At 62.0% G+C, this 24,478-nt stretch carries 25 protein-coding genes and 1 tRNA gene; 15 read left to right on the plus strand and 11 right to left on the minus strand.

Annotated elements, in window-relative coordinates; all coding sequences use genetic code 11:
- Window positions 1-98 precede the first annotated feature (98 nt).
- The 9 genes from ACWF6P_RS00665 (at window position 99) to ACWF6P_RS00705 (ending at window position 10,713) form a co-directional block, all read left to right on the plus strand.
- Entirely contained in the window at window positions 99-512 is a 414-nt protein-coding gene (locus ACWF6P_RS00665; RefSeq protein WP_452619601.1) for a Zn-ribbon domain-containing OB-fold protein, read from the plus strand.
- On the plus strand, window positions 509-1,666 hold the full coding sequence (locus tag ACWF6P_RS00670) for a thiolase C-terminal domain-containing protein (RefSeq protein WP_452619602.1): 1,158 nt from the start codon (window positions 509-511) through the stop codon (window positions 1,664-1,666). The genes ACWF6P_RS00665 and ACWF6P_RS00670 overlap by 4 nt, the downstream gene beginning before the upstream one ends.
- A 90-nt stretch (window positions 1,667-1,756) precedes the next feature.
- Window positions 1,757-3,040 carry a cytochrome P450 gene (locus tag ACWF6P_RS00675; RefSeq protein ID WP_452619603.1) on the plus strand — a complete coding sequence of 428 codons (1,284 nt, stop codon included), beginning with the start codon at window positions 1,757-1,759 and terminating at the stop codon, window positions 3,038-3,040.
- Between the two features lie 29 nt (window positions 3,041-3,069).
- Complete coding sequence (locus ACWF6P_RS00680) at window positions 3,070-3,264, plus strand: ferredoxin (protein ID WP_378536731.1); 195 nt, start codon at window positions 3,070-3,072, stop codon at window positions 3,262-3,264.
- A 2-nt stretch (window positions 3,265-3,266) separates the two neighbouring features.
- Entirely contained in the window at window positions 3,267-4,505 is a 1,239-nt protein-coding gene (locus ACWF6P_RS00685; RefSeq protein ID WP_452619604.1) for an NAD(P)/FAD-dependent oxidoreductase, read from the plus strand.
- Window positions 4,502-5,605, plus strand: a complete 1,104-nt coding sequence (locus ACWF6P_RS00690; protein ID WP_452619605.1) for an NAD(P)-dependent alcohol dehydrogenase — start codon at window positions 4,502-4,504, stop codon at window positions 5,603-5,605. Before ACWF6P_RS00685 ends, ACWF6P_RS00690 begins: the two co-directional genes overlap by 4 nt.
- Before the next feature lie 19 nt (window positions 5,606-5,624).
- A complete protein-coding gene (locus ACWF6P_RS00695; protein ID WP_452619606.1) occupies window positions 5,625-7,058 on the plus strand; it encodes an aldehyde dehydrogenase family protein in 1,434 nt (477 codons plus the stop codon).
- Window positions 7,059-7,309: 251 nt separating this feature from the next.
- Complete coding sequence (locus tag ACWF6P_RS00700; RefSeq protein ID WP_452619607.1) at window positions 7,310-8,875, plus strand: AMP-binding protein; 1,566 nt, start codon at window positions 7,310-7,312, stop codon at window positions 8,873-8,875.
- Between the two features lie 1,451 nt (window positions 8,876-10,326).
- On the plus strand, window positions 10,327-10,713 hold the full coding sequence (locus ACWF6P_RS00705; RefSeq protein ID WP_452619608.1) for a hypothetical protein: 387 nt from the start codon (window positions 10,327-10,329) through the stop codon (window positions 10,711-10,713).
- Window positions 10,714-10,802: 89 nt separating this feature from the next.
- On the opposite strand, the gene ACWF6P_RS00710 is transcribed toward ACWF6P_RS00705, so the two are convergent.
- The 4 genes from ACWF6P_RS00710 to ACWF6P_RS00725 form a co-directional block, all read right to left on the minus strand.
- Window positions 10,803-10,893, minus strand: a tRNA-Ser gene (locus tag ACWF6P_RS00710).
- 56 nt (window positions 10,894-10,949) lie between these two features.
- The gene (locus ACWF6P_RS00715; RefSeq protein ID WP_003943869.1) at window positions 10,950-11,141 is read right to left on the minus strand and encodes a CsbD family protein; all 192 of its coding nucleotides are present in this window, start codon (window positions 11,139-11,141) and stop codon (window positions 10,950-10,952) included.
- Between the two features lie 138 nt (window positions 11,142-11,279).
- A complete protein-coding gene (locus ACWF6P_RS00720; RefSeq protein WP_283306545.1) occupies window positions 11,280-11,741 on the minus strand; it encodes a nucleoside deaminase in 462 nt (153 codons plus the stop codon).
- Window positions 11,742-12,281, minus strand: a complete 540-nt coding sequence (locus ACWF6P_RS00725; protein WP_452619609.1) for a tRNA adenosine deaminase-associated protein — start codon at window positions 12,279-12,281, stop codon at window positions 11,742-11,744.
- A 48-nt stretch (window positions 12,282-12,329) separates the two neighbouring features.
- Between ACWF6P_RS00725 and ACWF6P_RS00730 the strand changes: the two genes are divergently transcribed.
- Window positions 12,330-13,304: a prephenate dehydrogenase gene (locus ACWF6P_RS00730; protein WP_452619610.1), complete on the plus strand. Its 975-nt coding sequence runs from the start codon at window positions 12,330-12,332 to the stop codon at window positions 13,302-13,304.
- Here the strand turns inward: ACWF6P_RS00730 and ACWF6P_RS00735 are convergent.
- On the minus strand, window positions 13,301-13,888 hold the full coding sequence (locus ACWF6P_RS00735) for a putative glycolipid-binding domain-containing protein (protein WP_452619611.1): 588 nt from the start codon (window positions 13,886-13,888) through the stop codon (window positions 13,301-13,303). The genes ACWF6P_RS00730 and ACWF6P_RS00735 overlap by 4 nt on opposite strands.
- Before the next feature lie 238 nt (window positions 13,889-14,126).
- On the opposite strand from ACWF6P_RS00735, the gene ACWF6P_RS00740 reads away from it, so the two are divergent.
- The 5 genes from ACWF6P_RS00740 (at window position 14,127) to ACWF6P_RS00760 (ending at window position 18,577) form a co-directional block, all read left to right on the plus strand.
- A complete protein-coding gene (locus ACWF6P_RS00740; protein ID WP_312637598.1) occupies window positions 14,127-15,272 on the plus strand; it encodes a DNA cytosine methyltransferase in 1,146 nt (381 codons plus the stop codon).
- On the plus strand, window positions 15,269-16,138 hold the full coding sequence (locus ACWF6P_RS00745; protein ID WP_452619612.1) for a hypothetical protein: 870 nt from the start codon (window positions 15,269-15,271) through the stop codon (window positions 16,136-16,138). Before ACWF6P_RS00740 ends, ACWF6P_RS00745 begins: the two co-directional genes overlap by 4 nt.
- Window positions 16,139-16,148: 10 nt before the next feature.
- On the plus strand, window positions 16,149-16,553 hold the full coding sequence (locus ACWF6P_RS00750; protein ID WP_019746481.1) for a very short patch repair endonuclease: 405 nt from the start codon (window positions 16,149-16,151) through the stop codon (window positions 16,551-16,553).
- 10 nt (window positions 16,554-16,563) lie between these two features.
- Window positions 16,564-17,253 (plus strand): DUF998 domain-containing protein, encoded by a 690-nt coding sequence (locus ACWF6P_RS00755; protein ID WP_029254264.1) that lies wholly within the window; start codon window positions 16,564-16,566, stop codon window positions 17,251-17,253.
- A gap of 79 nt (window positions 17,254-17,332) precedes the next feature.
- Window positions 17,333-18,577: an alpha/beta hydrolase family protein gene (locus ACWF6P_RS00760; protein ID WP_452619613.1), complete on the plus strand. Its 1,245-nt coding sequence runs from the start codon at window positions 17,333-17,335 to the stop codon at window positions 18,575-18,577.
- A 1-nt stretch (window position 18,578) separates the two neighbouring features.
- Here ACWF6P_RS00760 and ACWF6P_RS00765 read toward each other — a convergent pair whose 3' ends face one another.
- From ACWF6P_RS00765 to ACWF6P_RS00790, 6 genes are read right to left on the minus strand one after another with little or no spacing between them, the layout of a single operon-like run.
- Window positions 18,579-19,757: a cation:proton antiporter gene (locus tag ACWF6P_RS00765; RefSeq protein WP_452619614.1), complete on the minus strand. Its 1,179-nt coding sequence runs from the start codon at window positions 19,755-19,757 to the stop codon at window positions 18,579-18,581.
- A gap of 34 nt (window positions 19,758-19,791) precedes the next feature.
- Window positions 19,792-20,421 carry a pyridoxamine 5'-phosphate oxidase family protein gene (locus ACWF6P_RS00770; protein WP_452619615.1) on the minus strand — a complete coding sequence of 210 codons (630 nt, stop codon included), beginning with the start codon at window positions 20,419-20,421 and terminating at the stop codon, window positions 19,792-19,794.
- Entirely contained in the window at window positions 20,418-21,233 is an 816-nt protein-coding gene (locus tag ACWF6P_RS00775) for an ABC transporter ATP-binding protein (protein WP_452619616.1), read from the minus strand. The genes ACWF6P_RS00770 and ACWF6P_RS00775 overlap by 4 nt, the downstream gene beginning before the upstream one ends.
- Window positions 21,230-22,282, minus strand: a complete 1,053-nt coding sequence (locus tag ACWF6P_RS00780) for a FecCD family ABC transporter permease (RefSeq protein ID WP_452619617.1) — start codon at window positions 22,280-22,282, stop codon at window positions 21,230-21,232. Before ACWF6P_RS00780 ends, ACWF6P_RS00775 begins: the two co-directional genes overlap by 4 nt.
- Window positions 22,279-23,322: a FecCD family ABC transporter permease gene (locus tag ACWF6P_RS00785; protein ID WP_283377557.1), complete on the minus strand. Its 1,044-nt coding sequence runs from the start codon at window positions 23,320-23,322 to the stop codon at window positions 22,279-22,281. Before ACWF6P_RS00785 ends, ACWF6P_RS00780 begins: the two co-directional genes overlap by 4 nt.
- Window positions 23,319-24,353 carry an iron-siderophore ABC transporter substrate-binding protein gene (locus ACWF6P_RS00790; protein WP_452619618.1) on the minus strand — a complete coding sequence of 345 codons (1,035 nt, stop codon included), beginning with the start codon at window positions 24,351-24,353 and terminating at the stop codon, window positions 23,319-23,321. The genes ACWF6P_RS00785 and ACWF6P_RS00790 overlap by 4 nt, the downstream gene beginning before the upstream one ends.
- Between the last annotated feature and the right edge of the window lie 125 nt (window positions 24,354-24,478).

Raw genomic sequence — 24,478 nt, forward strand, 5'->3', positions numbered from 1 at the left:
CGTAACGGAACGCGTTCTACTTAGAAGACACCGCGGAACGAATTCCGTTGAATGTCTTGATGTCCCAACGTAGAACCATACGACGAAAGGACTGTCCCTTGACTGGGCCTGTACCGGTTCCGACCCCAGCCACTGCTCCTTATTGGGAAGGTGCACAGCGGGAGGAATTCACCATTCAACAATGCAAGTCGTGCACACAGCACTACTTCTATCCACGCCCATTCTGTCCGTTCTGCAACTCCGACGACGTGGTGTGGACCCCGGTCAGTGGCCGAGGCCGACTGGTGTCCTACGTGATCAACTATCGACCGACTCCACCATTCGACCCCGCGACTCCCATCGTCGTCGCCCTGGTCGAACTCGAGGAGGGACCCCGTCTGATGAGCAACGTGATCGGGGTGGATCCCGAGCCTGAAAACCTTCCGCTCGACCTAAAGCTCGAAGTCACGTTCGTCGAACGTGGAGACCTGAAGCTCCCTATGTTCACGCCGTTGCAGGAGTCGGCCCGATGACATCAATGCACAACGGAAACATTGCGATCGTCGGCGCGTCGGAGACCACCGAAATCGGCGTATTGCCGGACATGTCTGTGCTCGATCTACATGCCAACGCCGCCCGCAACGCAATGACCGACGCCGGCCTCACTCCCGCGGACATCGACGGCGTCGCCACCACCGGACTAGGCCCCTTCGAGGTCACTCACCATCTCGGTATAACCCCTCGCTGGCTGGATGGAACAGGCGTCGGCGGCTGCAGTTTCATGCTTCATGTGCGTCACGCCGCAGCCGCCATTGCTTCTGGTGCCGCTGACGTTATTCTCGTGACACACGGAGAGTCCGGCCGGTCCCGCGTCGGCGCGCCACCATGGCCGCTGGGTTTGAACTCCATGACCGGTCAGTTCGAGACTGTCTACGGCGCAACCATGCCGTATTCGACCTTCACGCTTCCTGCCCTGCGCTTTCTGCACGAGCGCGGAATGACCATCGAACACATGGCTGAACTGGTCGTTTCCCAGCGCAACTGGGCACTCGACAATCCCCGAGCCTTCCGCCGCAAGCCGACGTCGGTGGACGAAGTGCTCGCTGGTCCACGCGTGGCGTACCCGTTCACCCGCGACATGTGCTGTGTGCAAACCGACGGCGGCGGCGCCTTGATCCTCACCAGTGCAGAACGAGCAGCAGACATGCCGGGATCCGATCGGCATCTCTACCTCCTCGGATCCGGTGAATCCGCCGAATCTACATTGGTTTCACAGTTGAAGGACCCCGGATCGTTCGGCGGGTTCCGTCGCGCGGGCGCAGAAGCGTTCGCCACCGCCGGAATCACCCACGACGACGTCGACCATCTGATGGCCTACGACGCCTTCGCTCACGTCCCGCTGTACATGCTCGAGGATCTCGGGTTTGTCGGCTTCGGCGAATCGGGAGACTTTGTCGCCGAAGGACATACGTCCAAGGGCGGTCGACTTCCGATGAACACCAACGGCGGTGGAATGTCGTACACCCACAGCGGTCAGTACGGAATGTTCGCCATCCAGGAAGCCGTGCGCCAACTACGCGGGGAAGCGTGCGAGCAGGTTCCGGGAGTCGAAATCAGCTTCGTTCAGGGAGTCGGGTACTACTTCGGCGCCGCCGGCAGTTTGGTTCTCTCGAACCGACGTCCGTGAAGCGATCTTCGGCTAGCCGACTGCTACACCCCGACGAGTAGGAACTTCGTCGACTGAACACCCCCGCTGGAGCCACAGAAAGGCACCTGGATGACCACTTCAATTCCATCCACCGAGCACCCGCTGACGGCGCCGGACATCGATATCACCAGCATCGAGTTCTGGAATCGGCCATTTGCCGAGCGGGACAAGACATTCGAATGGCTGCGCAAGAATGCTCCGCTGAGCTGGCACAAGCCTCTGGACCGCCCGCATTTCAAACCCGACCACGGCGAGCCAGGGTTCTGGGCAGTCGTCAAGAGTGCAGATATCGCCTTCGTCAGTCAGAACCACGAAATCTTCAGCTCCGATCAACTGAAGTGGCGGGGGGTGGGGTTCGCGCCGAAAGATCCGGAAATGTACGGGGGACAGAATTTCGTGATGATGGATCCGCCCGATCACACTCGATTCCGCCAGATCATCAGCTCCGGGTTCACACCGAAGGCAGTCAAACGTCTGCGCGACAAGATCGAAGAACGTGCCGAACAAATCGTCGATCGAGTAGTCGGCGCGGGCGAATTCGACTTCGTCACCGAAGTCGCGTCGAAGCTGCCTATGCTCACGATCGCCGATCTCGTCGGTGTCCCCGAGAGCTTGGTCCAAGACTTCGCGAAGGCCGGCGACAACCTTGTCGGTGCCGCCGACCCCGAGGTGTGCCCGGAGGGGATGTCACCGGTCGAGTTCACCGTGCAGCAGATCGAGATCTTGGCGCAGATCGGCAACGACCTGGTCGATTTCCGTCGCAGGAACCCGGCCAACGACATCGCCACGGCACTGGCCAACACCGAATTCGACGGTAAACCGCTCTCCGAGTCGGACGTCACTGCCATGATGCTCTTGCTCAGTGTCGCCGGCAATGACACCACCAAGCAGACCACCAGCCACACCGCCATGTCGCTGGCCAAGAATCCGGACCAGAAGCGATGGCTGACGGAAGACTTCGACGGCCGCATCGCGCAGTCGATCGAGGAGTTCATTCGCCACGCCTCACCCGTCCAGGAATTTGCACGCACAGCCACCGCTGACATCGAGCTGGGTGGACGACAGATCAACAGGGGCGACAAACTCGTCATGTTCTACTGCTCGGGCAACCGTGATGAGGACACCTTCGACGATCCTCATCGATTCGACCTGCAGCGCAGCCCCAACAACAACCATGTTGCCTTCGGCGGTGGCGGGGTCCACTACTGCCTTGGCCACATGGTCGCCAAAGCCCAACTGCGAGCGCTGTACTCACAGATTCTCACCAAACTTCCCACCATGGAGGTTGGCGAGCCGGTGTACCTCTTCAGCGAATTCATCAACGGGATCAAGCACCTCCCGGTACGCGTGTAACAACCCCAGTAAAGAACAGGAACGGCGCTATGAAAATCATTGTCGATCGCGGACGGTGCACCGGAATCGGGATCTGCGAATCCGTAACCGAAGACTACTTCGAGGTAGCCGACGACGGATCGCTGATTCTTCACAAGGAATTGGTCGATGCCGGCGACGAAGCTCTCGTCCGGGAGGCAGTTCGTGCGTGCCCGGCCAAAGCGCTGACCCTCGACGAGACGTAACCGTGAGCACAACAGATATCGATCACGGCGCGGGGCTCGTTGTCGTCGGAGCGTCACTGGCCGGCCTGCGGGCCGCGGAGTCCGCCCGCCTGGCAGGGTACGAGGGACCGATCACTCTGGTCGGCGACGAACTCCATCTTCCCTACGACCGGCCTCCCCTGAGCAAGCAGTTCCTGAAAGACGGCGCCGAGGTCGACTATCACACCACCGCGGAGGAGCTCGCCTCCCTGGATGTGAAGCTTCTCCTCGGGGCACCGGCGACCGGGCTGGACCCCGAGGCGCACCGCGTCCGGGTCGGAGACAACGACTGGATTCCCTACCAGAAGTTGATCATTGCGACCGGTGCATCACCACGCTCGTTGCCCCACGCCCCGGATTTGGACGGCGTTATCGCGCTTCGCACGATCGATGACGCACTCGCCCTCCGCGAAAGACTGCGCCCCGGAACAAAGCTCGTGATAGTCGGCGCCGGATTCATCGGGTCCGAGCTCGCGTCGTCCGCCCGAGGCCGAGGCGCAGACGTGACGATCGTCGAGGCTGCGCCCATTCCACTCGTCCGCGCAGTCGGTGAGACCGTCGGCCAGGCACTCGCAAAGCTGCACGAACGCAACGGAATTCCGCTCTTGTGCGACGTCCAGGTCGAAGAGCTGATCGGCACCACCCACGTCGAGGCCGTCCGGCTCAGCACCGGCACTTCGCTGCCCGCTGAACTAGTCGTCGTCGGCGTGGGAGCGGCTCCCGCAACCGGGTGGCTGGCAGATTCGGGCATCGAACTACATCCAGTAGACGGCGGGGTGATAGCAAACGAGTTCCTTCAAACCTCGCTCGAAGACGTCTATGCGGCAGGCGATGTGGTCCACTGGCCCAACCCCGCGTTCGACGGACTCTCAGTGCGGCTGGAGAACTGGACGAATGCTGCTGATCAGGCGAACCAGGCAGCTGTCAATGCCGTCGCACCGGAGGATGCCAAGCCTTACGAGACAGTCCCCTACTTCTGGAGCGACTGGTACGAGAGCCGAATCCAGTTCGTAGGCACTGCAGTCGCCGACGAAGTTGTCTTCGCTTCCGGCGATCCGGAAGCTGACAAATTCGTGGCACTGTACCGCTCGGGTGATCGCCTGGTCGGCGCCGCCACCTTGAACGAACAACGCAAGATCATGAAGTTGCGCCGCATTATTGCCAAAAAGGGCACCTGGGCAGATGCGCTCGAGCTCCTCAACCCCACGGAGAAGAAATCATGACCACTACCGCAACGGCCGCCGTACTGCGTAACGGCGACGGCAAGTTCGAACTCGAGGAGATCGAGCTCGGGCCGCTTGCACCGGACGAACTTCTCGTGAAGGTAATCGGCGCAGGGATGTGTCACACCGACCTCCACATACTCGATCCCGATTTGGTCGAGCAGATGGGGCCGATCATTCTCGGCCACGAAGGTTCCGGCATCGTCGAAGAGGTTGGTAGCGGGGTCCGAGGCATCGAGGTCGGTGACCACGTGCTGATCAGTTTTGATGCCTGCGGTCACTGCCGCAACTGCCGGTCCGGAATCCCTTCCTACTGTGACGAATTCTTTTCTCGCAATGTTACGGGGCGTCGCACGGACCTCAGCACGAGCGCGGTCGATCAGAACGGCCTCCCGCTGGCGAACCGATGGTTCGGGCAATCCTCGTTCGCCACGCACGCCATCGCAACCGAGCGCAATCTGGTCGTGGTGGACAAATCACTCCCACTCGAGCTTCTCGGCCCTCTCGGCTGCGGCCTGCAGACCGGAGCCGGTTCAGTCCTCAATGAGATGAAACTTGCTGCCGGACAGAGCATTGCAGTGTTCGGGGCGGGTGGCGTCGGCCTTGCCGCTGTGATGGCTGCCAAGGCTGCAGGCGCACGCGACATCGTCGTCGTCGACCTGGTCGACGCCAGGCTCGAAACAGCGTTGGAAGTCGGCGCCACCCGTACAGTCCGCGGCGACACGCCTGACCTCGTCGAAGCGATCAAGAACGGCGGACGCGGACTCGACTTCTCCTTCGAGACAACCGGTGTGCCCTCGGTGATCACGGCAGCTATCAGCGTCCTCGACATGCCGGGTAAAGCGGTGTTGGTAGGTGGAAGCCAGGCGAAAATCGAAATCGACCAGACTTTGTTGACCGGCCGGACCGTGACGTATGCCCTGGAAGGGACTTCGATCCCACAGATCTTCCTTCCCCAGCTCGTGGATCTGTGGCAGCGCGGTTGGTTCCCCTTCGACAAGCTCGTCCAGACCTACCCGCTCGAACAGATCAACCAGGCCGTGGAGGATTCGCTCTCCGGCAAGACCATCAAGCCGGTGCTGACGCCGGCACAACACTGACCACGAAATGGGATCGAGAATGACCTCAACGGATTCGCTAGCATTATCGGCGGCAGCAACCTCGAATGGACGCGATCTCCTCACCACCGGCACCTTCGGTGTGATCAACCCCGCGACAGGCGAGGTATTCGCTCAGGCTCCGTCCGTCACACCGGATCAGCTCGACGAGGTGTTCGCCGCAGCTCAGAATGCGTACACATCGTGGCGGATCGACGAGGAATTCCGTCGTAGCGCATTGCGCCAAGCAGCAGACGTCATCGAAAGCCGGATCAGCGAACTCGCCCCGATCCTGACCTTCGAACAGGGCAAATCGCTCGCCGACTCCACGATGGAATTCCATATTGCGGCGACGTGGCTGCGCTACTTCGCCGATCTCGAGATCCCGCGGGAAATCATCCGAAACGACGCAGAGGCGTTCGAGGAGGTCACCCGTCGACCGTTGGGTGTCGTCAGTGCCATAACCCCGTGGAATTTTCCGATCACGCTCGCGATGTGGAAGATTGCGCCGGCACTACGGGCTGGCAACACGATCGTCGTCAAACCGTCGCCGTACACACCGCTGGCAACACTTGCGCTCGCCCGAATTCTCCGTGGCACCTTCCCCGACGGTGTGCTGAACGTGGTCACCGGGCCTGATCCTCTTGGCGCAACCATGGTTTCACACCCCGTTCCGCGGAAAGTCAGCTTTACCGGGTCAACCGCGGTCGGGCGAAAGGTCGCACTCGGGGCTGCCGACGACCTCAAGCGCATCACTCTGGAACTCGGCGGAAACGATCCCGCCGTCATCCTCGGCGACGTGGACGTGGAGAAGATCGCACCCAGCCTCTTCCGAAGCGCATTCACCAACAACGGACAGATCTGCCTCGCGATCAAGCGGGTGTACGCACACGAAAGTATCCAACCCCAACTGGTCGAGGCACTCAGTGCAATCGCCAGATCCGTCAAGGTCGACGAGGGGACCGTCGAGGGAACAGAACTCGGGCCTATCAACAACAAGCCGCAGTTCGAACGGGTCAAGGAATTGATTGCGGACGCGGTGGGCAACGGCGCGCGGGCCACCGCCGGTGGCAAACCAATTGACCGGGACGGCTACTTTCATCAGCCGACCATCCTCGACCAGGTCAACGACGGAATGCGCATCGTCGACGAAGAGCAATTCGGCCCGGTGCTTCCCATCATCTCGTTCCGCGACGAAGCCGACGCCATCGTCCGCGCCAACCGAAGTGAGTACGGTCTCACCGCATCTGTGTGGTCGGGGGATGCCGACCACGCCGCCCGGCTCGCACCGCAATTCGACGCCGGGCAAGTCTCGATCAACGCGCACGGTGCAGGTGTACTCCCCCACCTCCCCTTCGGTGGTCACAAGCACAGCGGCGTCGGAGTGGAAAACGGCCCTTGGGGTCTGCACAGCTTCACCGAACTACAGGTGATCGCAGGTCCCTCGCGCCGGTAACGACAGGCCTTTCATTCTGATCGTCACCCGGATTACCGCTCGACAAAGATGCGGCTGACGGCCACGCCGCGTCGACGCAATAGGTGCGGTCTGCCCTTGGCAACCAACGTCCGGAGAGTTGGACGTTGGTTGCCATCGGGTTTCCAGTGGTGATGGTGATCAGTACGCGTTTGCGATCCCGACGACACACCCCCCGAAAACTAAGAACACTTCGCAATAGTCACCGAAATCCCTCCAGAAAGAGGACACTCATGTCTACCGTGGTCAACAGCGAGCGCGAGGATCACCAACAACCGTCTGATCCTTCAGAGGGCGGAGCCTGGCTGCTTGGCCAAACTGACCCCACTCGGCCCGCAATCGTAATCGACGGCAAGACAAAAACTTTCGGCGAGCTCATCAGTAAGGTCAACCAGCTCAGCAACAAGTTCACCGCTGCGGGTCTGCGCAGGGGCGACGTCGTCGCGGGTCTGCTGTTGAACGGTGCCGAGTACTACGAAATTGCCCTGGCATGCACGCAGAGTGGTTTGTATTTCGTTCCGATCAATACTCATCTGGCTGCGCCCGAAGTTGAATACATCGTGCGTGATTCCAGTGCGTCAGTACTCATCACGCACGCAGAACTCGCCGACAAGGTCGTCGGCCGTGTCGAAGACGCAGTGCAGCACCGAGTGGTTATCGGTAGCGCGCCGGCCGACTGGTCCAGCTACGAATCCTTCACCGACGTCTCGGACGAGACTCCTGCCACACGGACACTCGGCTCGCTGATGATGTACACGTCCGGCACCACGGGACGACCCAAGGGTGTGCGCCGTCCACTCCCCGATGCAACTCCCGAGAGCTCACTCGCAATGGCCGCTCAGTATTTGCCGACTGTGGGAATCCCACCAGGGCAACCCGGTCGCCATTTGGTTTGTTCGCCCGTGTATCACGCTGCTCCCGGCGGCAATTCAATGTTCCTCCTGCACGCCGGGCATACGCTGTACGTCTTGCCGGGCTTCAACGCCGAAGATGTTCTTCGGTCGATCAGCGACAACGCGATCACTACCTCCCACATGGTTCCGACGCACTTTCAACGACTCCTCGATTTGCCGGCCGGCGTTCGGGTTGGTGCCGATGTTTCGAGCATCCAGTCCCTGCTTCACGCCGGTGCCCCGTGCCCCCCGGCGACCAAACGCGCCATGATCGATTGGTTCGGGCCGGTGCTGTGGGAGTACCTCGGTTCCACCGAGGGCCAAGTGGCGACGTGCTCCACGCAAGAGTGGCTCGAACATCCGGGCACTATCGGACGACCGGTGCCGGGCGCCGTAGTGCTCCGGGGGCTGGACGGAGAACAGGCCGCTCCGGGCGAGGAGGGCACTATCTATTTCAAGGCCAACCCGTTCGAATACTTGGGCGACCCGGAGAAAACCGCTGCTGCGTTCTGGGGCGACTTCGCCACGTCAGGAGACGTCGGACGCTTCGACGACGACGGCTACCTGTACGTACTGGATCGCCGCGCGGACTTGATTCTCACCGGCGGCGTGAACGTGTACCCGGCCGAGGTCGAGGGCGCGCTGCTCGAGCATCCCGGTGTCGACGATGCCGGAGTCATCGGCGTGCCCGACCCGGAGTGGGGCCAGAAAGTGGTGGCGGTTATCCAGTTGGCCTCCGGATTCGACGGAGACGACAACCTCCGCACGGCACTGGACCAGCACGTACGTGATCACATCGCCGGATTCAAACGCCCGCGCGAATACATCTTCGTGCAGGACTTTCCGCGATCGGCCGCAGGCAAGGTGTCTCGCGCAAAACTGAGGGAACTAGCCAACGGTCAGTAGTGCTTGTCCGGCAAGACATTTCAATCTGTCACAGCAGAGGGGTTGGGCCGCCCGGCAGAAACAGGTCCCCAGAGGAACGACAACAGCCCGACCTTCGAAGTAACGAACGGCTTTGTCGTTGAACGGGTTTTACACCGCGACTGGGGCGGGCCTCCCCTATTAGAAGGAGAGTGGCTCCCGATCTCCCCCGAGGTCGGGAGCCGCTCTCGTCCCAACGACGGATTTCTGCCCAATCCGAATATTTGTTCCTTGACTAAAGATTACGTTTCGGAGCGACGGATCCGCCCCGGCTTTAGGGACACGGGCTTCGACCTGGCCGGTCGCCCGATACTCCGGCCGGAGCGTGTCCGTCCCCGGCAGCATTCGGGCCCCACCCACAAAAAAGCTCCCCACCTGCGTGAACAGGTGGGGAGCTTTGGCGGTGGCGGAGGGATTTGAACCCTGAGGTAACGCTGAATCACCCGGTTTCAAGGTGAAGTGTGGCCAAAATGTGGCCACGAAAACGCCCTGGGCAACTACCAGCGTTACGCAAGTAGACGCCAACTGTTGGCGTAGCGCCCACGGTTGACCATTTCCCGGAGCCGGGAAGCTATTTGCGATCCAGATCGGTAACTCACCGCAACCGTGTCTCAATTCCAGGAAAAGAGACACCCTCCAGTTTTGAAAGAGAGCGTCGGCTGTGGAGTTTAGCGGTAGATGGCGGTGTTCTACGGCCTCTTCGTGGCGTTAGTCGCCGATGACGAGGATGCTCGCGGCGGCCTCGACCAACTATTTGGGACCCTGTCAGGCAGAGCTGAAACTGTCATCCACATGCGGTCGGCCGATCTTCTTACAAGTCGGGGGCGGTTAGTGGCCCTGCGCCTTCTAATGAGAAGGGGATCGTGGAACCGTTCGCCATCGCCACGATCACGTTGACGATAGCAAGGAGGACGTTATTCATTTCTAATTCACCTCCTCTCTTCGTTTAGAGCCCGGCATCATTCGTTACTGCATACAGGGCAGAGGTGCCGGTTTTCAAAGATCTTCGGGGAGGTTGCACGACGCTAATGCGAAAGTCCTCGAAACTGGGGTATTTCTTCGAGCTTCATCCAGCTCTCCCGGATCCGGAGCGCATGAGTCGATCCACAGATGATCCGAGCAGGCACAAGATGTAAGTTGGTGCGGGTTTTCAATGTGCCGGCCGTTGGTCGTGCAGTGGGACTTACGATTAGAACTGTCCGGCACTGAGGAAGAATACGTACTTGATTCTTTTTGAAGGTGATTTCTGACGGATCTGGATCTTTTCACAGTTGTGATTGTGAGAAGACCTGCACATTTGCGTGAGTTGTGGTCCTCGGCGTCCAGGTGCGCTACGGCAGATCGTTTGTGCCGTATTCAACTAATAAACTGTGCGGAGCCCGAGCGCAGACAGTTTCCAAACCCATTGGTTGGTAGTCGCGCTCGGATCACTGATGGAAGGCAAACGAACCGAGGTACCGGCGACCATCGGCTTCGAGGTCGACGGCGCTCTCCTGAACCTCACTCACCTGAACCTCTCAGCCGACGACGTTGCACGTCTGGCTCACGAGTCAGGACAACATCGGGTTCAGGTGCTCACTCTCGCCTACACAGAACTGCACTGGGGCGAACTGGTGGCACTGAGGGTAAAAGATGTGGAGTTCTTGCACCGCCGGATTACCGTCCACGACAATGCCGTGCAGCTCGGAGTCCATCACGCGGAGGGCCTGACCAAGATTCTCCGGACCCGATCGGTGCCCGTCCCTCAGTTCATCCTCGACGAGCTGTCTCGCCGGTGCGTCGGCAAGGCGTTGACGGATCTGGTCTTTCCTGGCCCGTGAGTGTGGCCGAAAAGTGGCCACAAGTGGCCGAAGACTCACACGAATTGACACAAAAAAGCTCCCCACCTGTGTGAACAGGTGGGGAGCTTTGGCGGTGGCGGAGGGATTTGAACCCTCGGACGGGGGTTACCCGTCACACGCTTTCGAGGCGTGCTCCTTAGGCCGCTCGGACACGCCACCGCTGGTGACTTTACCGGATGGAGTGCCCCTGACCGAAATCGCCAGGTGGAGCGGTATTACGTGAGCTTGTCCTTGATGCTGGACGCGGCGTCCTTGACCTTCTCGCCTGCGTCCTTGACGGCCGATTTCACCTGGTCGCCCTTGCCTTCGTTTTCGAGGTCCCGGTCACCGGTAGCGCTGCCAGCAGCTTCCTTGGCCTTGCCCCCGAGGTCTTCGGCCTTGTTCTGAGCCTTGTCTGCGATTCCCATGAGTTCTCCTCCGTGAACGCGAACGAATCGCCTTCCGACGATCCGCCGATACCCTGACGGCATCTGCCTCCACCATGCCCTCGTTTACCGGTTCCGGCTACCCGAGTGTGCGATCACTCTCGATGGGGAATAGCGATTTCAGGCTCGCTGCTCGCGGAAGAAATCTTCTAAAAGCCCAGCGCATTCGTCCTCGAGGACGCCTCCGCGCACTTGCGGTCGATAGGTCAATCTTTTATCTCGAACTACGTCCCATAATGATCCGACGGCACCGGTTTTCGGCTCCCACGCCCCGAAAACGACTCGGGAGACCCGGGCGAGGACCAGAGCGCCGGCGCACATCGTGCAGGGCTCGAGCGTGACCGCCAGCGTCGCACCTTCCAGACGCCAGCCGTCGCCGTAGATTTTCGCGGCAGCACGCAATGCGACGATCTCGGCGTGCGCAGTCGGATCGGACGACGCTTCCCGGGCATTGGCAGCGCGAGCAACTTCGACGCCGTCTGCATCGAATACCACTGCCCCGACCGGGACGTCTGCGTCGGAGGCGGAACGTGCGGCCACGATGGCCGCACGGATCATGCGCTGATCGTCAGCGAGAGTCATCTAGCGCGGGAGCTTGTCGAGCGCTGCGCCGAACTCGGACGCGAACCCGAGTCGCTGCGCGATCATCCCCAACTGCTCGTCCGGATAGAGATCGGTCTCGGCCGCGATGACGGCGAGCACGGGTTCCGGCAGGCCCAGATCGGCGAGGACGGACAGATCGCCCTCTTCCCAGGGCTCGACATCGTCGAGGTCGTCCGGGTCGATGTCGGGGATCTCGATGTGCAAGGCGTCGAGGACGTCGGCTGCGATGTCGTAGTCGATGGCGGCGGTGGCGTCGGAAATCAACAACTGCGTGCCCGACGGAGCCGGACGCAACACGATGAAGAACTCGTCGTCGACGTCGAGAAGACCGAAGACGGCACCCGAACTTCGCAACTCACGCAGCTGCGTCTCGGCGGACGAGAGCGAGGTCAACGCGTCGGGCGTCAGTGCCTTGACCGTCCAACGCCCCTCTTCACGGACCACCGCGACACCGAAGCCTTCAAGCTCCTCCGACTGGTTCGAAGAGGCGCTCTTGTTACCCGCGCGCTGTGCACCCATGGCGCAACGGTAGCCCGCCTGGTGCCAGTGAGTGAAGTCCGAGCATAGATGTGCCAACCTGAACTCGTGTCTGCGATCGATTCCGCCCCACCAGTCTGCGTTCTCGGCCTCGGATTGATCGGTGGTTCGCTACTTCGTGCCGCCGTCCGATCCGGCCGTCAAGCATGGGGTTACAACCGTTCCATCGAGTCAGCTGAGGCGGCCCGAGCCGACGGTTTCGACGCCGACACCGACCTGGTTTCCACACTGCGCAGGGCGAACGCTAGCGGTGCAGTCATCGTGATCGCCGTGCCCATGCCTGCCGTCGACGCCACCTTGGCGGCAATCGCCGCGCATGCGCCGAACAATCCGATCACCGACGTCGTCAGCGTCAAGGGTGAAGTGAAGGCTGCGGTCGAACGAGCCGGTCTGAGCGCCAAATTCGTGGGCGGTCATCCGATGGCGGGGACGTCGGCTTCGGGTTGGGCGGTCGGGGATGCAGATCTGTTCGTCGACGCGGTGTGGGTCGTTGCCACCGACGAAGGCGTCGACGCGAAGGTGTGGATGCAGGTCGCCGACCTTGCACTCGATTGCGGCTCGGTGGTCGTGCCTGCCGAATCTCTGGAGCACGATCGAGCCGTCGCGCGCATCTCGCACTTGCCTCACCTGCTCGCGGAAACACTTGCGATCACGGGAGCCGCCGGCGGCGAACTGGCACTCGGGCTGGCTGCCGGATCATTTCGCGACGGCACTCGCGTGGCCGGAAGCGCGCCCGGCCTGGTGCGGGCGATGTGTGAGGGCAACCGCGACGCCCTGCTGGTCGCGCTGGACGAAGCGCTCGACCTTCTGCAGGGTGCACGTACCGATCTGCTCGACAACGGCTCGACGGCACGATTGGTGGACGCAGGGTTCGCTGCGCGCGGCGCCTACCAATCGCACGAGCGTTGGGACATCGAAGATATTCACGTCGGAGAACCCGACTGGATCGACCGGATGCGAGACGCCGGTCGACGCGGTGGCGTCATCCGGCGATACGCAACCTAGATACGAGTTGCCAGACCCGGGTAGTCGAGGACAAAACCTTCGGTGTCGACGGACAGCGTCGAGCTGGACACCGGGGACAGCACGCTGATTCCGTCGGTGCCGCTGCTGTACGTGATGGTCGCACCCTCGACGCGAAGGTCGAGAAGGTTGACGTAGACGACGGGAATCTCGGCGTCTTCGATGTCGTTCTGCAAGCCGACGCGGCGGATGGGCAGCGTGTTGAAGAACGGGCTGAGGATCACGTCGACATCGAGTGCACCGTCGAACGACGAGCGCTGGTGGCTGGCGCCGTTCTCGACCATCCAGGTGCCTTCTTCGTCCCGGCTGATCGACATCTGACGCTCACCGGCGGCCAAGGCGGTCCGCACGGAGAGCCTGCGGGTGATGCCGGCCTCGTCGGTGACCAGGTCGTATGACGCGCTGAATGCCGGGTGATCGCTGCAGGCTCCACCGATGATCCGGCCGGAAGCCTTGATGCGATTTCCGTTCAGCTGCACACGAACAGACTCCATACGAGGAGCGTTGTGGGCCTGCCAGGTCAATACCGCGGGCCAGGACGCGTCACCGGAAGGTTGGATGCTCACCCGACCACGGTAATGGACGAACGGGCGGGGAGCACCGCTGGTTCGAGTTATTGCTCGGATCAGGGACCTTTTAGGGACTTCGATCCGCGCCGAAGATCTCGATGTAAGGCGTTTCACAACGGTTCTTCCGTAGGGAGCACGCCGCGGACCGAATAGTTGGCAAACGGTGTCGGAGTTCTCGAGTACCGTGCTTCTAGGTCGGTTCGTGAGGAAGGGTGCTGTGACGTCGTCGCGGAGCATGGTGGGTTTGTTTGCCGGTATCGGTGGGCTGGAGTTGGGGCTCTCGGAACATGGGTGGAACACCGAACTGCTGTGTGAAATCGATCCGGGCGCCCAGGCAGTTCTCCGTTCGCGTTTCGCTGACGTTCCGTTGCACGGCGACGTCACCAAACTGCGCGCGCTGCCCAGTGACATCGAATTGGTGGCCGCCGGTTTCCCCTGCCAGGACCTCTCTCAAGCCGGCAAGACCGCAGGAATTACCGGCGCACGTTCGGGCCTGGTGGACGAGGTGTTCCGTCTGGTCAAGCGCAAGAAGGGCCCGCGCTGGCTGTTGATCGAGAACGTTCCGTTCATGCTGCAACTCGGCAAGGGCGCTGCCATGCGGCACATCACCGACGCGCTCGAAGACCTCGGATACACGTGGGCGTACCGGGTGGTCGACGCCCGCGCCTTCGGACTCCCCCAGCGTCGCCAGCGGGTCATCATGCTCGCCTCGCGCACGGATGATCCTCGCGAAATTCTGTTCGGCCAGGACGCCGGCGAGCGCCTGGGCGGCGATCCCGCGGACTACCCGTGCGGCTTCTACTGGACCGAAGGCACCCGCGGACTCGGATGGGCCGTCAATGCCGTGCCGACACTCAAGGGCGGCTCGTCCGTCGGCATCCCCAGCCAACCGGCAGTCCGGTTGCCGTCCGGTGAGATCGTCACCCCCGGCCTCGTCGACGCCGAACGCTTGCAGGGTTTCGATCCCGACTGGACGCTGCCGTCCGTCGAGGTCCCCGGCCTTCGGCACAGTCACCGATGGAAGCTCGTCGGCAATGCCGTGAGCGTGCGGATGGCGTCGTGGGTCGGTGGCCGGTTGAGCGATCCCATCGAATACGACGCCGCCGGCGAGACGCCGCTCGAGCCCGGCGACGCGTGGCCGAGCGCGGCGTGGGGCCGTAACCGTCAGGCTTTCCGCGTACACACCTCGACGTGGCCGGTGCAGTACGAGTACGAAGATCTGAGCGGCTTCCTCGAAGACACCCGGTTGCTGTCGGCGCGGGCGACGGCAGGCTTCCTCAAGCGCGCTCGCATGGGCAACCTTCGGTTCATCCCCGGTTTCATCGAGGACGTCGAAAGCCATCTCGAGCGGATGGGCGGATACCCCGAGGCCGCAGCATGACAGAACCGCTGTTTCCCGAACCCCTGTTTCCGGAGACACTGTTTTCCGAGCCGGAACACGAACCGCTGTGGAGCGCACTACAACTCGCAGGTGACAAGCCTCCGGCCGATGCCGATCGCGGCGAGAAGAAGAACTACGCACAGCGACTGTCCAATCAACTGGCACAGACGGTGGCCGATGCTCTGCGTCCGCTGTATCCCAACATCACTCCGACGGCGTCCGGCGAAGGCCAGGAGGCAACGGTCGATGTCGCCAAGGGCCGAAAGCGCTTGGACGTCAAGGCACTCGACCCCACTCTCGGTCTGATCCTCTGCGTCTCCATCAAGACCTACAACTTCCAGGACTACAGTCCGCGCAGCGGCAAGCTGGGACGGTGGACCAAGAACATCGTCCGTAACGACCACGAATTGCGCGGCGAGGCAATGGTTCTGCATCAGCGCCAGCCCTACAGCGTGTTGGTTGCCGTCATGTTCGAGCCGTACGCCACCTGCGACGACGGCGACCCGACCAAGACCAGCGACACCGGCAAATCCTCTTTTGCACACCACGTCACGACGCTCTCGAAGCGCTCGGGTCGGGGCAAGCGCGCGGTGGTCGGCGTTCCGGGAAAGGCCTGGGTGGATCTCGGCGCCGAGGACACCCGCTACGACCTCTTCGAGAAGGTTTACATCGGACTCTACGAACCCGATGGTGCGGTCCGGTTCTTCGACGTCGACGAACCACCGCCGCGCAACGGCCGCCCCACCGACGCTCAGACGCTTTCGTTCACCGACTTCGTGACCGTCGTGCACGGTGAAGTGGAGCGTCGCAACAGGTTTGCGCCTACCTGGTCCGATCCCGAAGACAGCGACGATTCCGACGGCTGAGAGAACCACGGTGCCTGCGACTGATCCTGCCACCAGCGCTCGGATGAGCGCTCAGCGTCGGCGCGACACCAAACCCGAAATCGCACTTCGACGCGAGCTTCATCGGCGCGGGCTGCGATACTTCGTGGACCGGGCGCCGGTCAAAGGTGTTCGCCGACGCGCTGATCTGGTATTTCCGCGCCGAAAAGTCGCGGTATTCGTGGACGGATGCTTCTGGCACAGCTGCCCGCAGCATGCGACGTTTCCCAAGAACAACGCGCAGTGGTGGACGGACAAGTTGGCCGCCAACGTGGTTCGAGACCGCGACACCGATGCACGTCTGGCAGAGCAGGGTTGGACCGTCATCCGCATCTGGGAGCACGAAGATCCGCTGGTAGCAGCCGAACGCGTCCAGAAAGCCCTGCTCGGTCCGTAAGCTCGAATTCGTGAAGGAACGCAACGTTGCGCGGTGGGGTTTGGTGGCTGCGCTGGCTCTGGGCGGAATTGTCTACTCGTCGTGGATTCTCGAATTCTTCCTCGACACCGGCCTCGACCCGGTCACATCGTTCCTCAGCGAACTCGATGCCGAGAACCAGAAATACCGTGATGTCTTCGGCAATGCCGACGTCCTGTCCGCGATCTTGATGTTGATCTCGGGAGCGCTTGGTCTGCTGATCACGCCCAGGCGCAGGCTCTACGTCACCGGCTGGATTGCACTTGCAGTGTTCGGCATCGCCACAATCGCCGACGCGTCGTTCCCCCTCGAATGCTCGGGCGAGGGCTGCCCGTCGAGCGCACCCGACGGGCTGCTTCCGCAACTTCACCATGTTCACGCATTGACGAGCAGCGTGGCGGTGTTCGCGATCTTCACCGCCATGATCGCATTCACCGTGGGAGCGTTCAGGTATCGCGAACACCGGTCGTTGCGCACGACCGGCCTGACCATTTTGATCCTGACTTCCCTTGCGACGGTGTGGATGTTGACGACAAACAGCATTGAGGTCTCGGGCGGCGGTAATCTCGGACTGGGTATCGCTCAACGTGCGCAGGTGCTGGGAATGTCGTTGTGGTTGTGCACCCTGGCATTTGCGATGTCGAGGCCGCCGTCCACCGGGCTCCCGGCGTCGCCACGCTGACAGGTTTTCCGGCAAGCGATTCGGGCGATCCTGGAACTACAACTGAAAATGGCTGCCCCGAACTAGCGAAGGTGTGCCCATGTCTCTCGCGTCGTCGTTCTTCGCCCATCCTCACCAGGCGTTCACGGCTGGTTTCTATCGCAACGAATCCTTCGACTTCGAGCTACGAGTCGTTCTGGGACTGGCCACCTATGGCGCGGCAGATGCCGGCGAGGTGCTCTCGGCCATCGCTCATGTCGGAGAGAAGGACCTCGAGGGCTGGTACGAGGCCTGGTTCGACCTCGGCACGCGGGTATTCGGGCAGGCCGAAGGGTCAGCCGAGGCCGGGCATTCACGAAGCGCGTCCAACGCGTATCTGCGGGCAGCGTCGTACTTCGGTGTGGCGATCAACGCCGTCGACGGTCTCAGCGACGATTCGGTTCTCGTCCCCACCTTCAAACGTCACCGCGAAGCGTGGGACCGCTTTGTCGACACCACTTCCCAACCCGTCGAACGCGTCCGGATCCCCTACGAAGACACCTATCTGCCCGGGTACTTCTTCCGCCCACCCGGCGACGTGCGGCGGCCGACGCTGATCATGGTGAACGGCAGCGACGGCCCGATCAGCGTGCTGTGGGGCAGCGGCGGCGCCGGAGCCCTCGAGCGGGGCTACAACGTGTTGATGTTCGACGGTCCCGGCCAGCAGTCGATGCTCTTCGAGCGCAACATCCCGTTCCGTCACGACTGGGAAGCCGTCATCACGCCCGTCGTCGACCACCTCGTGGGCCGGCCGGACGTCGATGCGTCGAAGTTGGCGATGTACGGGATCAGTCAGGGCGGGTACTGGGTGCCGCAGTCGTTGGCGTTCGAGCATCGGATCGCGGCAGCTATCGCCGATCCGGGAGTAGTGGACGTGGCCGCGTCGTGGCTCGCCCACATCCCCAAGAACATGCAGAAGCTGCTCGACGAGGAGAAGTCGGAGGCCTTCGACCGCGACATGGCGATAGGGCTGGGGATGAAATTCTCCAAGGACAGCGCCCGGATCTGGCGTTTCCGAGCGCGTCCGTACCTCGCCGACGGCTACTACAACACCCTCACCGCCGTTCGGAAGTACCACCTCGAACACGTCGCCGGCTCGATCTCCACTCCCCTGCTGATCACCGAACCGGAAGACGAGCAGTTCTGGCCCGGTCAATCCAAGCGGCTCGCCGCCCTCTCCGGCGGACCGACGACAGTGGTTCCATTCACCGCTGCCGAGGGCGCGAACTTCCACTGTCAGCCCATGGCAAGGCGTCTGACGGATCAGCGAATGTTCGACTGGCTCGACGAGCAGTTGGATCTCTGAATCAGGACACTTTCTCTTTTTTCGTCAACAGAGTGGCGAGCATCGGCAGCAGTAGAACGGTGATCGCACCGGCCGCGACAAGAATTGACGCGTTGTCCGAGGACATCTGATGCGCGTCGACGGCGGCGCCAGTGACAGCCACGATCATCGGTAGACCGGTAGCTCCGTACAGCGCGACTTGCGCACTCTCACGCGTGGTGAAGGGTGGCTCGACCTTCTCGAATTTCGTCACGAAGAACACCGGCACGCCGCGGACCACAACGATCAGGATCAGAAATGCAATCAGTATGCCGGGACTCGCGGCGACCGCCGAGACATCGATCGCCATGCCTGAAGTGATGAAGAAAATCGGGATGAGGAACCCGAAGGCGATTCCGTCGAGCTTGATCTCGAGGCGCTCGTCGCCCTCTGGCATCAGCCGCCGCAGAATGAAGCCGGCGGCAAACGCACCCAGGATAACGTCGAGCGAAAACACTGCCGACAGCACTCCGAGGCTGACCAACAACAGAACGGTGAGGCGGACCGTCGTCTGCGCAGTGGTGTCCGCTCCTGCCCGCACCAGCCGATGTGTCCACGAGCCTTCATGAATCAGCTTGCCAGGCAGCACCGCCACGATGACGGCGATCAAGGCGAAAACGGCAAGCACGATCAGTGACAGGACGGCACCACGGGCGCTCAGCAGAACCGCCATCGCAACGACCGGCCCGAGCTCGCCGACGGCCCCGTGGTTGAGGACGGTCTTACCCAAGCGCGTGTCGAGGAGTTTGTTGTCCTTGAGGATCGGCAGCAGCGTGCCCAGAGCGGTCGACGTCATCGCGATGGCGACAGCGGCTTCCGCGGAGATCACGTTTCTCATGCCCAGCAGCGCGACCACCGTGAACGCCAGGGCGAGGCAGAACAGCCACGTATAGAGCGCTCGGCGTCCGCCGCGCCCACTGAGTTCCTGTCGGTCGATCTCGTAGCCGGCGAGCAGGAACAGCATGCCGAGGCCGAGTTCGCGGAGGATTCCGATCGCTTCGCTGTCAGCGGCGATGTTGAGAGCGAACGGTCCGACTACTGCGCCCGCGACCAGCAGCAACACAACTTCGGGAACCAGCCGACGCGGGATCAGGCCCGCGACTATCGGTGCGACGGCCGCGATCAGCGCGATCCAGAACAGCGAGGAGGCAGTTGAAGGCACGGATCATTATCGGACATAGGTGACAAATCTGCGTTCAGTACAGGTGCTTGCGGTACGCCTCTTGTCTGGCGGGTTCGAGATCATCGACGCGCAGGCTGTGCTGCTCGGCCATCATGTCGCGCAGACTCGGTACGTCATCGGAATTGGGCCACGTCGACGGATCCCACAACTTCGCCCGCAGGATTGCTCTCGCGCAATGGAGATACGCCTCGTCGATCCGCACGATCACCGCAAGCTGCGCCGGCTTGCCGTTCATCGCCATCGACTTCAGCAGATCAGGATCGGTCGTCAGCGTCGCCACGCCATTGATGCGCACGATCTCGTCGTGGCCAGGTGCGAGAAAGAGAATCCCGACGTGAGGATTCTCGATCATGTTTCGGTACGAGTCGGCACGCCGATTGCCCGGGCGATCCGGGAGCACGAGGGTCTTCTCGTCGGGGAAGAGCACCTGACTGATCAAGTCCCCACGCGGCGAGCAATCACAATTGCCGGCCGCATCGGACGTCGCGAGCACAAAAAACCTTGCCTGCTCGATGAATTCACGAATCAACGGCGTCGTGTAGTCGGTGTGCTTCTCCATGATCGACGGATGCGGCTGTCCGAGAATCGCATTGAGTTGCTCCAAGGACTCAACGCGTCCATTCGAAATGTTCGGCTCCGTCATGTCAACACGTCGTCGAGGACGTGGTGGCGCCCGAGCGGCAACACCAACGGCTTACCCGAGATGGGGTCAGGGATGATTCGGCTCTCGAGACCGAACACGGTACGGACGTTGTCGCTGGTGAGCACCTCGCCTGGATCACCCGCCGCGTAGACCCTACGATCGGCCATGGCGACGAGATAGTCGGCGTAGCGGGCGGCGAGATTGAGATCATGCAGAACCATGACAATCGTTGTACCCCGAGTCCGGTTCAGGTCGGTCAGCAGGTCCAGCACCTCCACTTGATGGCTCACGTCCAGGAAGGTGGTCGGCTCGTCGAGAAGAAGTAGATCGGTTTGTTGGGCCAGCGCCATCGCAATCCACACACGTTGGCGCTGACCACCGGAAAGCTCGTCCACCGATCGTTCGGCCAATTCGGTTGTGTCCGTTGCCGCAAGCGCCTCGGCGACAGCTACATCGTCCTCGCGGCTCCACCTCGAGAGCACCCGCTGATGTGGATGACGACCACGGCCGACGAGATCGGCGACAACAATGCCTTCCGGTGCGATCGGTGACTGCGGCAGCAGACCGAGCGTGCGGGCGAGCTTCTTCGCGGGCAGACGATGAACATCCTTGCCATCCAACAGAACGTGGCCACTACGCGGCGTGAGCAGACGCGACATCGACCGGAGCAGGGTCGACTTCCCGCAGGCGTTTGCCCCGACGATGGTCGTGATCTTTCCCGGTGGCACGCTGAGGTCGAGCGATTCGACGACGGTCCGTCCTCCGTAACCGAGTTCGAGGTTTTCGACAGTCAGAGTATGGGATTCGGTCACAGCGAACCTCCCGTGCGGTTGGAACGAATGATGAGGTAGACGAGATACGGCGCTCCCAGCGCGCCGGTCACTACGCCAACGGGGTAGCGGGTGCCGAAGGCGTACTGGCCGCAGAAGTCGGCGACAAGTACCAGTAGCGCCCCGACCAGCGCAGAGGGGATCAACAGTGAAGTACCCGGACCGACGATGCGGGCGGCGATGGGGCCGGACAGAAATGCCACGAAGGCGATGGGCCCCGCAGCGGCAGTGGCAAAGGCGATGAGTCCGACGGCCGCAATGATCGACAGAATGCGCGTTCGTTCCACTCTGACGCCGAGGGCTTGCGCTGCGTCGTCGCCGAGCTGGATGGTCGAAAGGTTGCGCGATTGGCTCATGAGCACCGGTCCGAGGACGACCAACGCCAGGAGCACGGGAACCGTCGGACCCCAATTGGCACCGTTGAGACTGCCGGTGAGCCAGCGCATCGTCTCCTGCAGATCCCACGCGGCGGCGGTACTGAGCAGGTAGGCGGTGACGCTGTCGAGCATCGCGGCGATGCCGATACCGATCAGAATCAGCCGAGTGCCCGCCACACCGTCCCGGAAGGACAGAACGTAGATCAAGACTGCGACGCCCAGACCGACAGCGATGGCGAAGATCGAGACCTGCGAGCCGCCGAGCGAAAGCGAGATGATCGCGAAAGCCGCTGCAGCGCTTGCGCCCGAGCTGATCCCGATGATGTCGGGGCTCGCGAGCGGGTTGCGCAGCATCGTCTGGAACGTGATGCCGCCCAAGCCGAAACAGATTCCGGCGACCACAGCGAGGACAGCGCGAGGCAGCCGGAGGCGGCCGACGGTGAACGAGGCACCAGGTACGTTCTCCCCCAACACGACACGAAGCACATCCGACGGCGGGTAGAAGGTTTTTCCTACCATCAACGTGACCGCGAACGAGGCGACGACGAGGGCCGCTAGCACGGCAATCACGATGCGGCGGCGTCTACCTCGTCGGATACGGCTTGCTCCGACTGCGTCGACCTCGACTTCGGGAGTAACGAATGTAGTGGTCACAGCTCACGTATTTTCTGACGGCGGACTATGTAAATGAAGAAGGGCGCTCCGATGAGCGCGGTGATGATGCCGACGTCGATTTCGCTCGGCCGCGCGACAATTCGTCCGAGAATGTCGGCGGCGACCAGAAGGGCGGCACCTGTCAGCGCAGAAAACGGTAGCAGCCAACGGTTGTCGATACCGATCAGCAACCGGCACAGATGCGGGACAACCAAACCGACGAAGCCGATCGGTCCCGCGATGGCAGTGGCTGCACCGCAGAGCAGCACTGCACCGAGCGCTGCCACTGCACGAACCACCGCGACGCGTTCGCCGAGACCTGATGCAACCTCGTCGCCGAGCGCAAGAGAGTTGAGACTACGCGCTGACAGCAGACAGATCACGAAGCCGACAATGAGGAAAGGCAGACCCTGCCGGATCACCTCGAAACTCGCGCCACCGACGCCGCCGATCTGCCACGAACGAATGTTGCCCGCAATATCGTTTCGCGGCAGCATGATCGCAGTGATGAACGAAGCAAACGCAGCCGATGTTGCGGCCCCGGCGAGAGCCAACTTGAGTGGGGTGGCTCCACCTCGCCCGAGTGACCCGACCACGTAGACGAACAATGCCGCCCCGGCTGCACCGAGTACGGCCACCCAGATCATGCTGGTCTGGGTCCACAGTCCGAACCACGCCATTCCGATCACCACGGCGAGCGAAGCGCCCATGTTGACGCCCAGGATTCCGGGATCCGCCAAAGGGTTTCGGGTAATCCCCTGCATCACTGCGCCGGCAAGACCGAGCGCAGCACCCACGATGATCGCGAGCACCGTCCGCGGAATGCGCTTGGCAATCGCACCCTGACCGATGTTGTCCGTTGAACCGCCGAGTGCGGCAACGATATCGGACCAGTCGACCTCACGAGAGCCGATGACGATCGAAGCGCACATGAGCACCGCGAGGACAACGAGAAGGGCGATCAGCCACAGGGAATTGCCGAACGTCGGGCGCCGCGTATCGCGAGCGCCCGACGTCGAATCCTGCGAGGTTACAGTCACTCCGACTTTCCAGCAGCCCCGGCGAGCAGATCGACGTAGTCGCCGAGTACCCACGAAATTGCGAGTGGAGTCGGGTTGGCCGCCGTTCCCATCGGCCCGGTCCCATTGAGGAACACGATCGAGTTGTTGGCGACGGCAGGCATCTGCGAGAGGAGCGGGTCAGCCTTGAGTGCGTCGACAAGTGCCTGGTCACCGTAGGTGACGATCAGTTCGACGTCGTCGAAGACGTCCACACGCTCGGCACTGACCTTCTTCGAGAACTCACCACCCGTCGAGGCGTCGGCAACGCTCTTCGGCGTCGAAAGTCCGAGGTCCTCGAAGAACGCGGCGCGCGTGTCGTTCGCCGTGTAGAAGCTGACCTGGCTCAGATCAGCGGTGTCGACGTGCGTGAGGAACATGGTTGCCTTGCCGGCAAGCTGCGGATGCGAGGCAACCTCGTCGGCGATCTCCTTCTCGATGGTGGAGATCAGTTCCTGCCCTTCGGATTCCATGCCGAGGCCCATGCTGTTGAACTTGATGACGTCGCGCCACGACGTCGCCCACGGCCCCTCGGGGTATGCCACGACCGGAGCAATCTCGCTGAGGGTGTCGTAGTCCTCCTGCGTCAATCCGGAGTACGCGGCAAGAATGACGTCGGGGTTCGTATCGGAGACGGCTTCGAAGTCGATGCCGTCGGTCTCGTCGAAGAGCACCGGCGGCTTCGCGCCGAGGTCGTCGAGCTTTTCCTCGACCCACGGCAGCATTCCGTTGCCGTTGTCGTCGCCGAAAGTCGCGGCGGCCATACCGACAGGAACCACACCAAGAGCAAGGGGCACTTCGTGATTGGCCCAGGCGACGGTGGCAACTCGCTCCGGCTTGGCGTTGACCGTCGTAGTTCCGAAAGCGTGCTCGATCGTGACCGGGAAGGAATTGGATCCGCTTCCAGCGCTGCCGCCGTCGGCGGTCTCTGAGGAGTCGGAACTGCAAGCTGTCATGCCGAGGGCGACTGCGACCACTGCTGCGGCCACCGCCAAGAAGCGTTTTGAACGCATGAAAACAGAACTCTCTCGAGAAGGGGTACGGCCCTCAACCCGGCTCAATCAGGCACTTAGGTGAGGTTTGCCTAAACCGTATACGGGAGGGCATTGTGGCGCAATCGCGTGTTTGGGACACCCCA

It is taken from the genome of Rhodococcus sp. NPDC055024 (assembly GCF_053608585.1).

Coding starts and splice junctions, on each gene's coding strand:
- ACWF6P_RS00670 (WP_452619602.1), top strand. CDS start 509: ATGACATCAATGCACAACGGAAACATTGCGATCGTCGGCGCGTCGGAG.
- ACWF6P_RS00675 (WP_452619603.1), top strand. CDS start 1,757: ATGACCACTTCAATTCCATCCACCGAGCACCCGCTGACGGCGCCGGAC.
- ACWF6P_RS00680 (WP_378536731.1), top strand. CDS start 3,070: ATGAAAATCATTGTCGATCGCGGACGGTGCACCGGAATCGGGATCTGC.
- ACWF6P_RS00690 (WP_452619605.1), top strand. CDS start 4,502: ATGACCACTACCGCAACGGCCGCCGTACTGCGTAACGGCGACGGCAAG.
- ACWF6P_RS00695 (WP_452619606.1), top strand. CDS start 5,625: ATGACCTCAACGGATTCGCTAGCATTATCGGCGGCAGCAACCTCGAAT.
- ACWF6P_RS00700 (WP_452619607.1), top strand. CDS start 7,310: ATGTCTACCGTGGTCAACAGCGAGCGCGAGGATCACCAACAACCGTCT.
- ACWF6P_RS00705 (WP_452619608.1), top strand. CDS start 10,327: ATGGAAGGCAAACGAACCGAGGTACCGGCGACCATCGGCTTCGAGGTC.
- ACWF6P_RS00715 (WP_003943869.1), bottom strand. CDS start 11,141: ATGGGAATCGCAGACAAGGCTCAGAACAAGGCCGAAGACCTCGGGGGC.
- ACWF6P_RS00720 (WP_283306545.1), bottom strand. CDS start 11,741: ATGACTCTCGCTGACGATCAGCGCATGATCCGTGCGGCCATCGTGGCC.
- ACWF6P_RS00725 (WP_452619609.1), bottom strand. CDS start 12,281: ATGGGTGCACAGCGCGCGGGTAACAAGAGCGCCTCTTCGAACCAGTCG.
- ACWF6P_RS00730 (WP_452619610.1), top strand. CDS start 12,330: ATGTGCCAACCTGAACTCGTGTCTGCGATCGATTCCGCCCCACCAGTC.
- ACWF6P_RS00740 (WP_312637598.1), top strand. CDS start 14,127: ATGGTGGGTTTGTTTGCCGGTATCGGTGGGCTGGAGTTGGGGCTCTCG.
- ACWF6P_RS00745 (WP_452619612.1), top strand. CDS start 15,269: ATGACAGAACCGCTGTTTCCCGAACCCCTGTTTCCGGAGACACTGTTT.
- ACWF6P_RS00760 (WP_452619613.1), top strand. CDS start 17,333: ATGTCTCTCGCGTCGTCGTTCTTCGCCCATCCTCACCAGGCGTTCACG.
- ACWF6P_RS00770 (WP_452619615.1), bottom strand. CDS start 20,421: ATGACGGAGCCGAACATTTCGAATGGACGCGTTGAGTCCTTGGAGCAA.
- ACWF6P_RS00790 (WP_452619618.1), bottom strand. CDS start 24,353: ATGCGTTCAAAACGCTTCTTGGCGGTGGCCGCAGCAGTGGTCGCAGTC.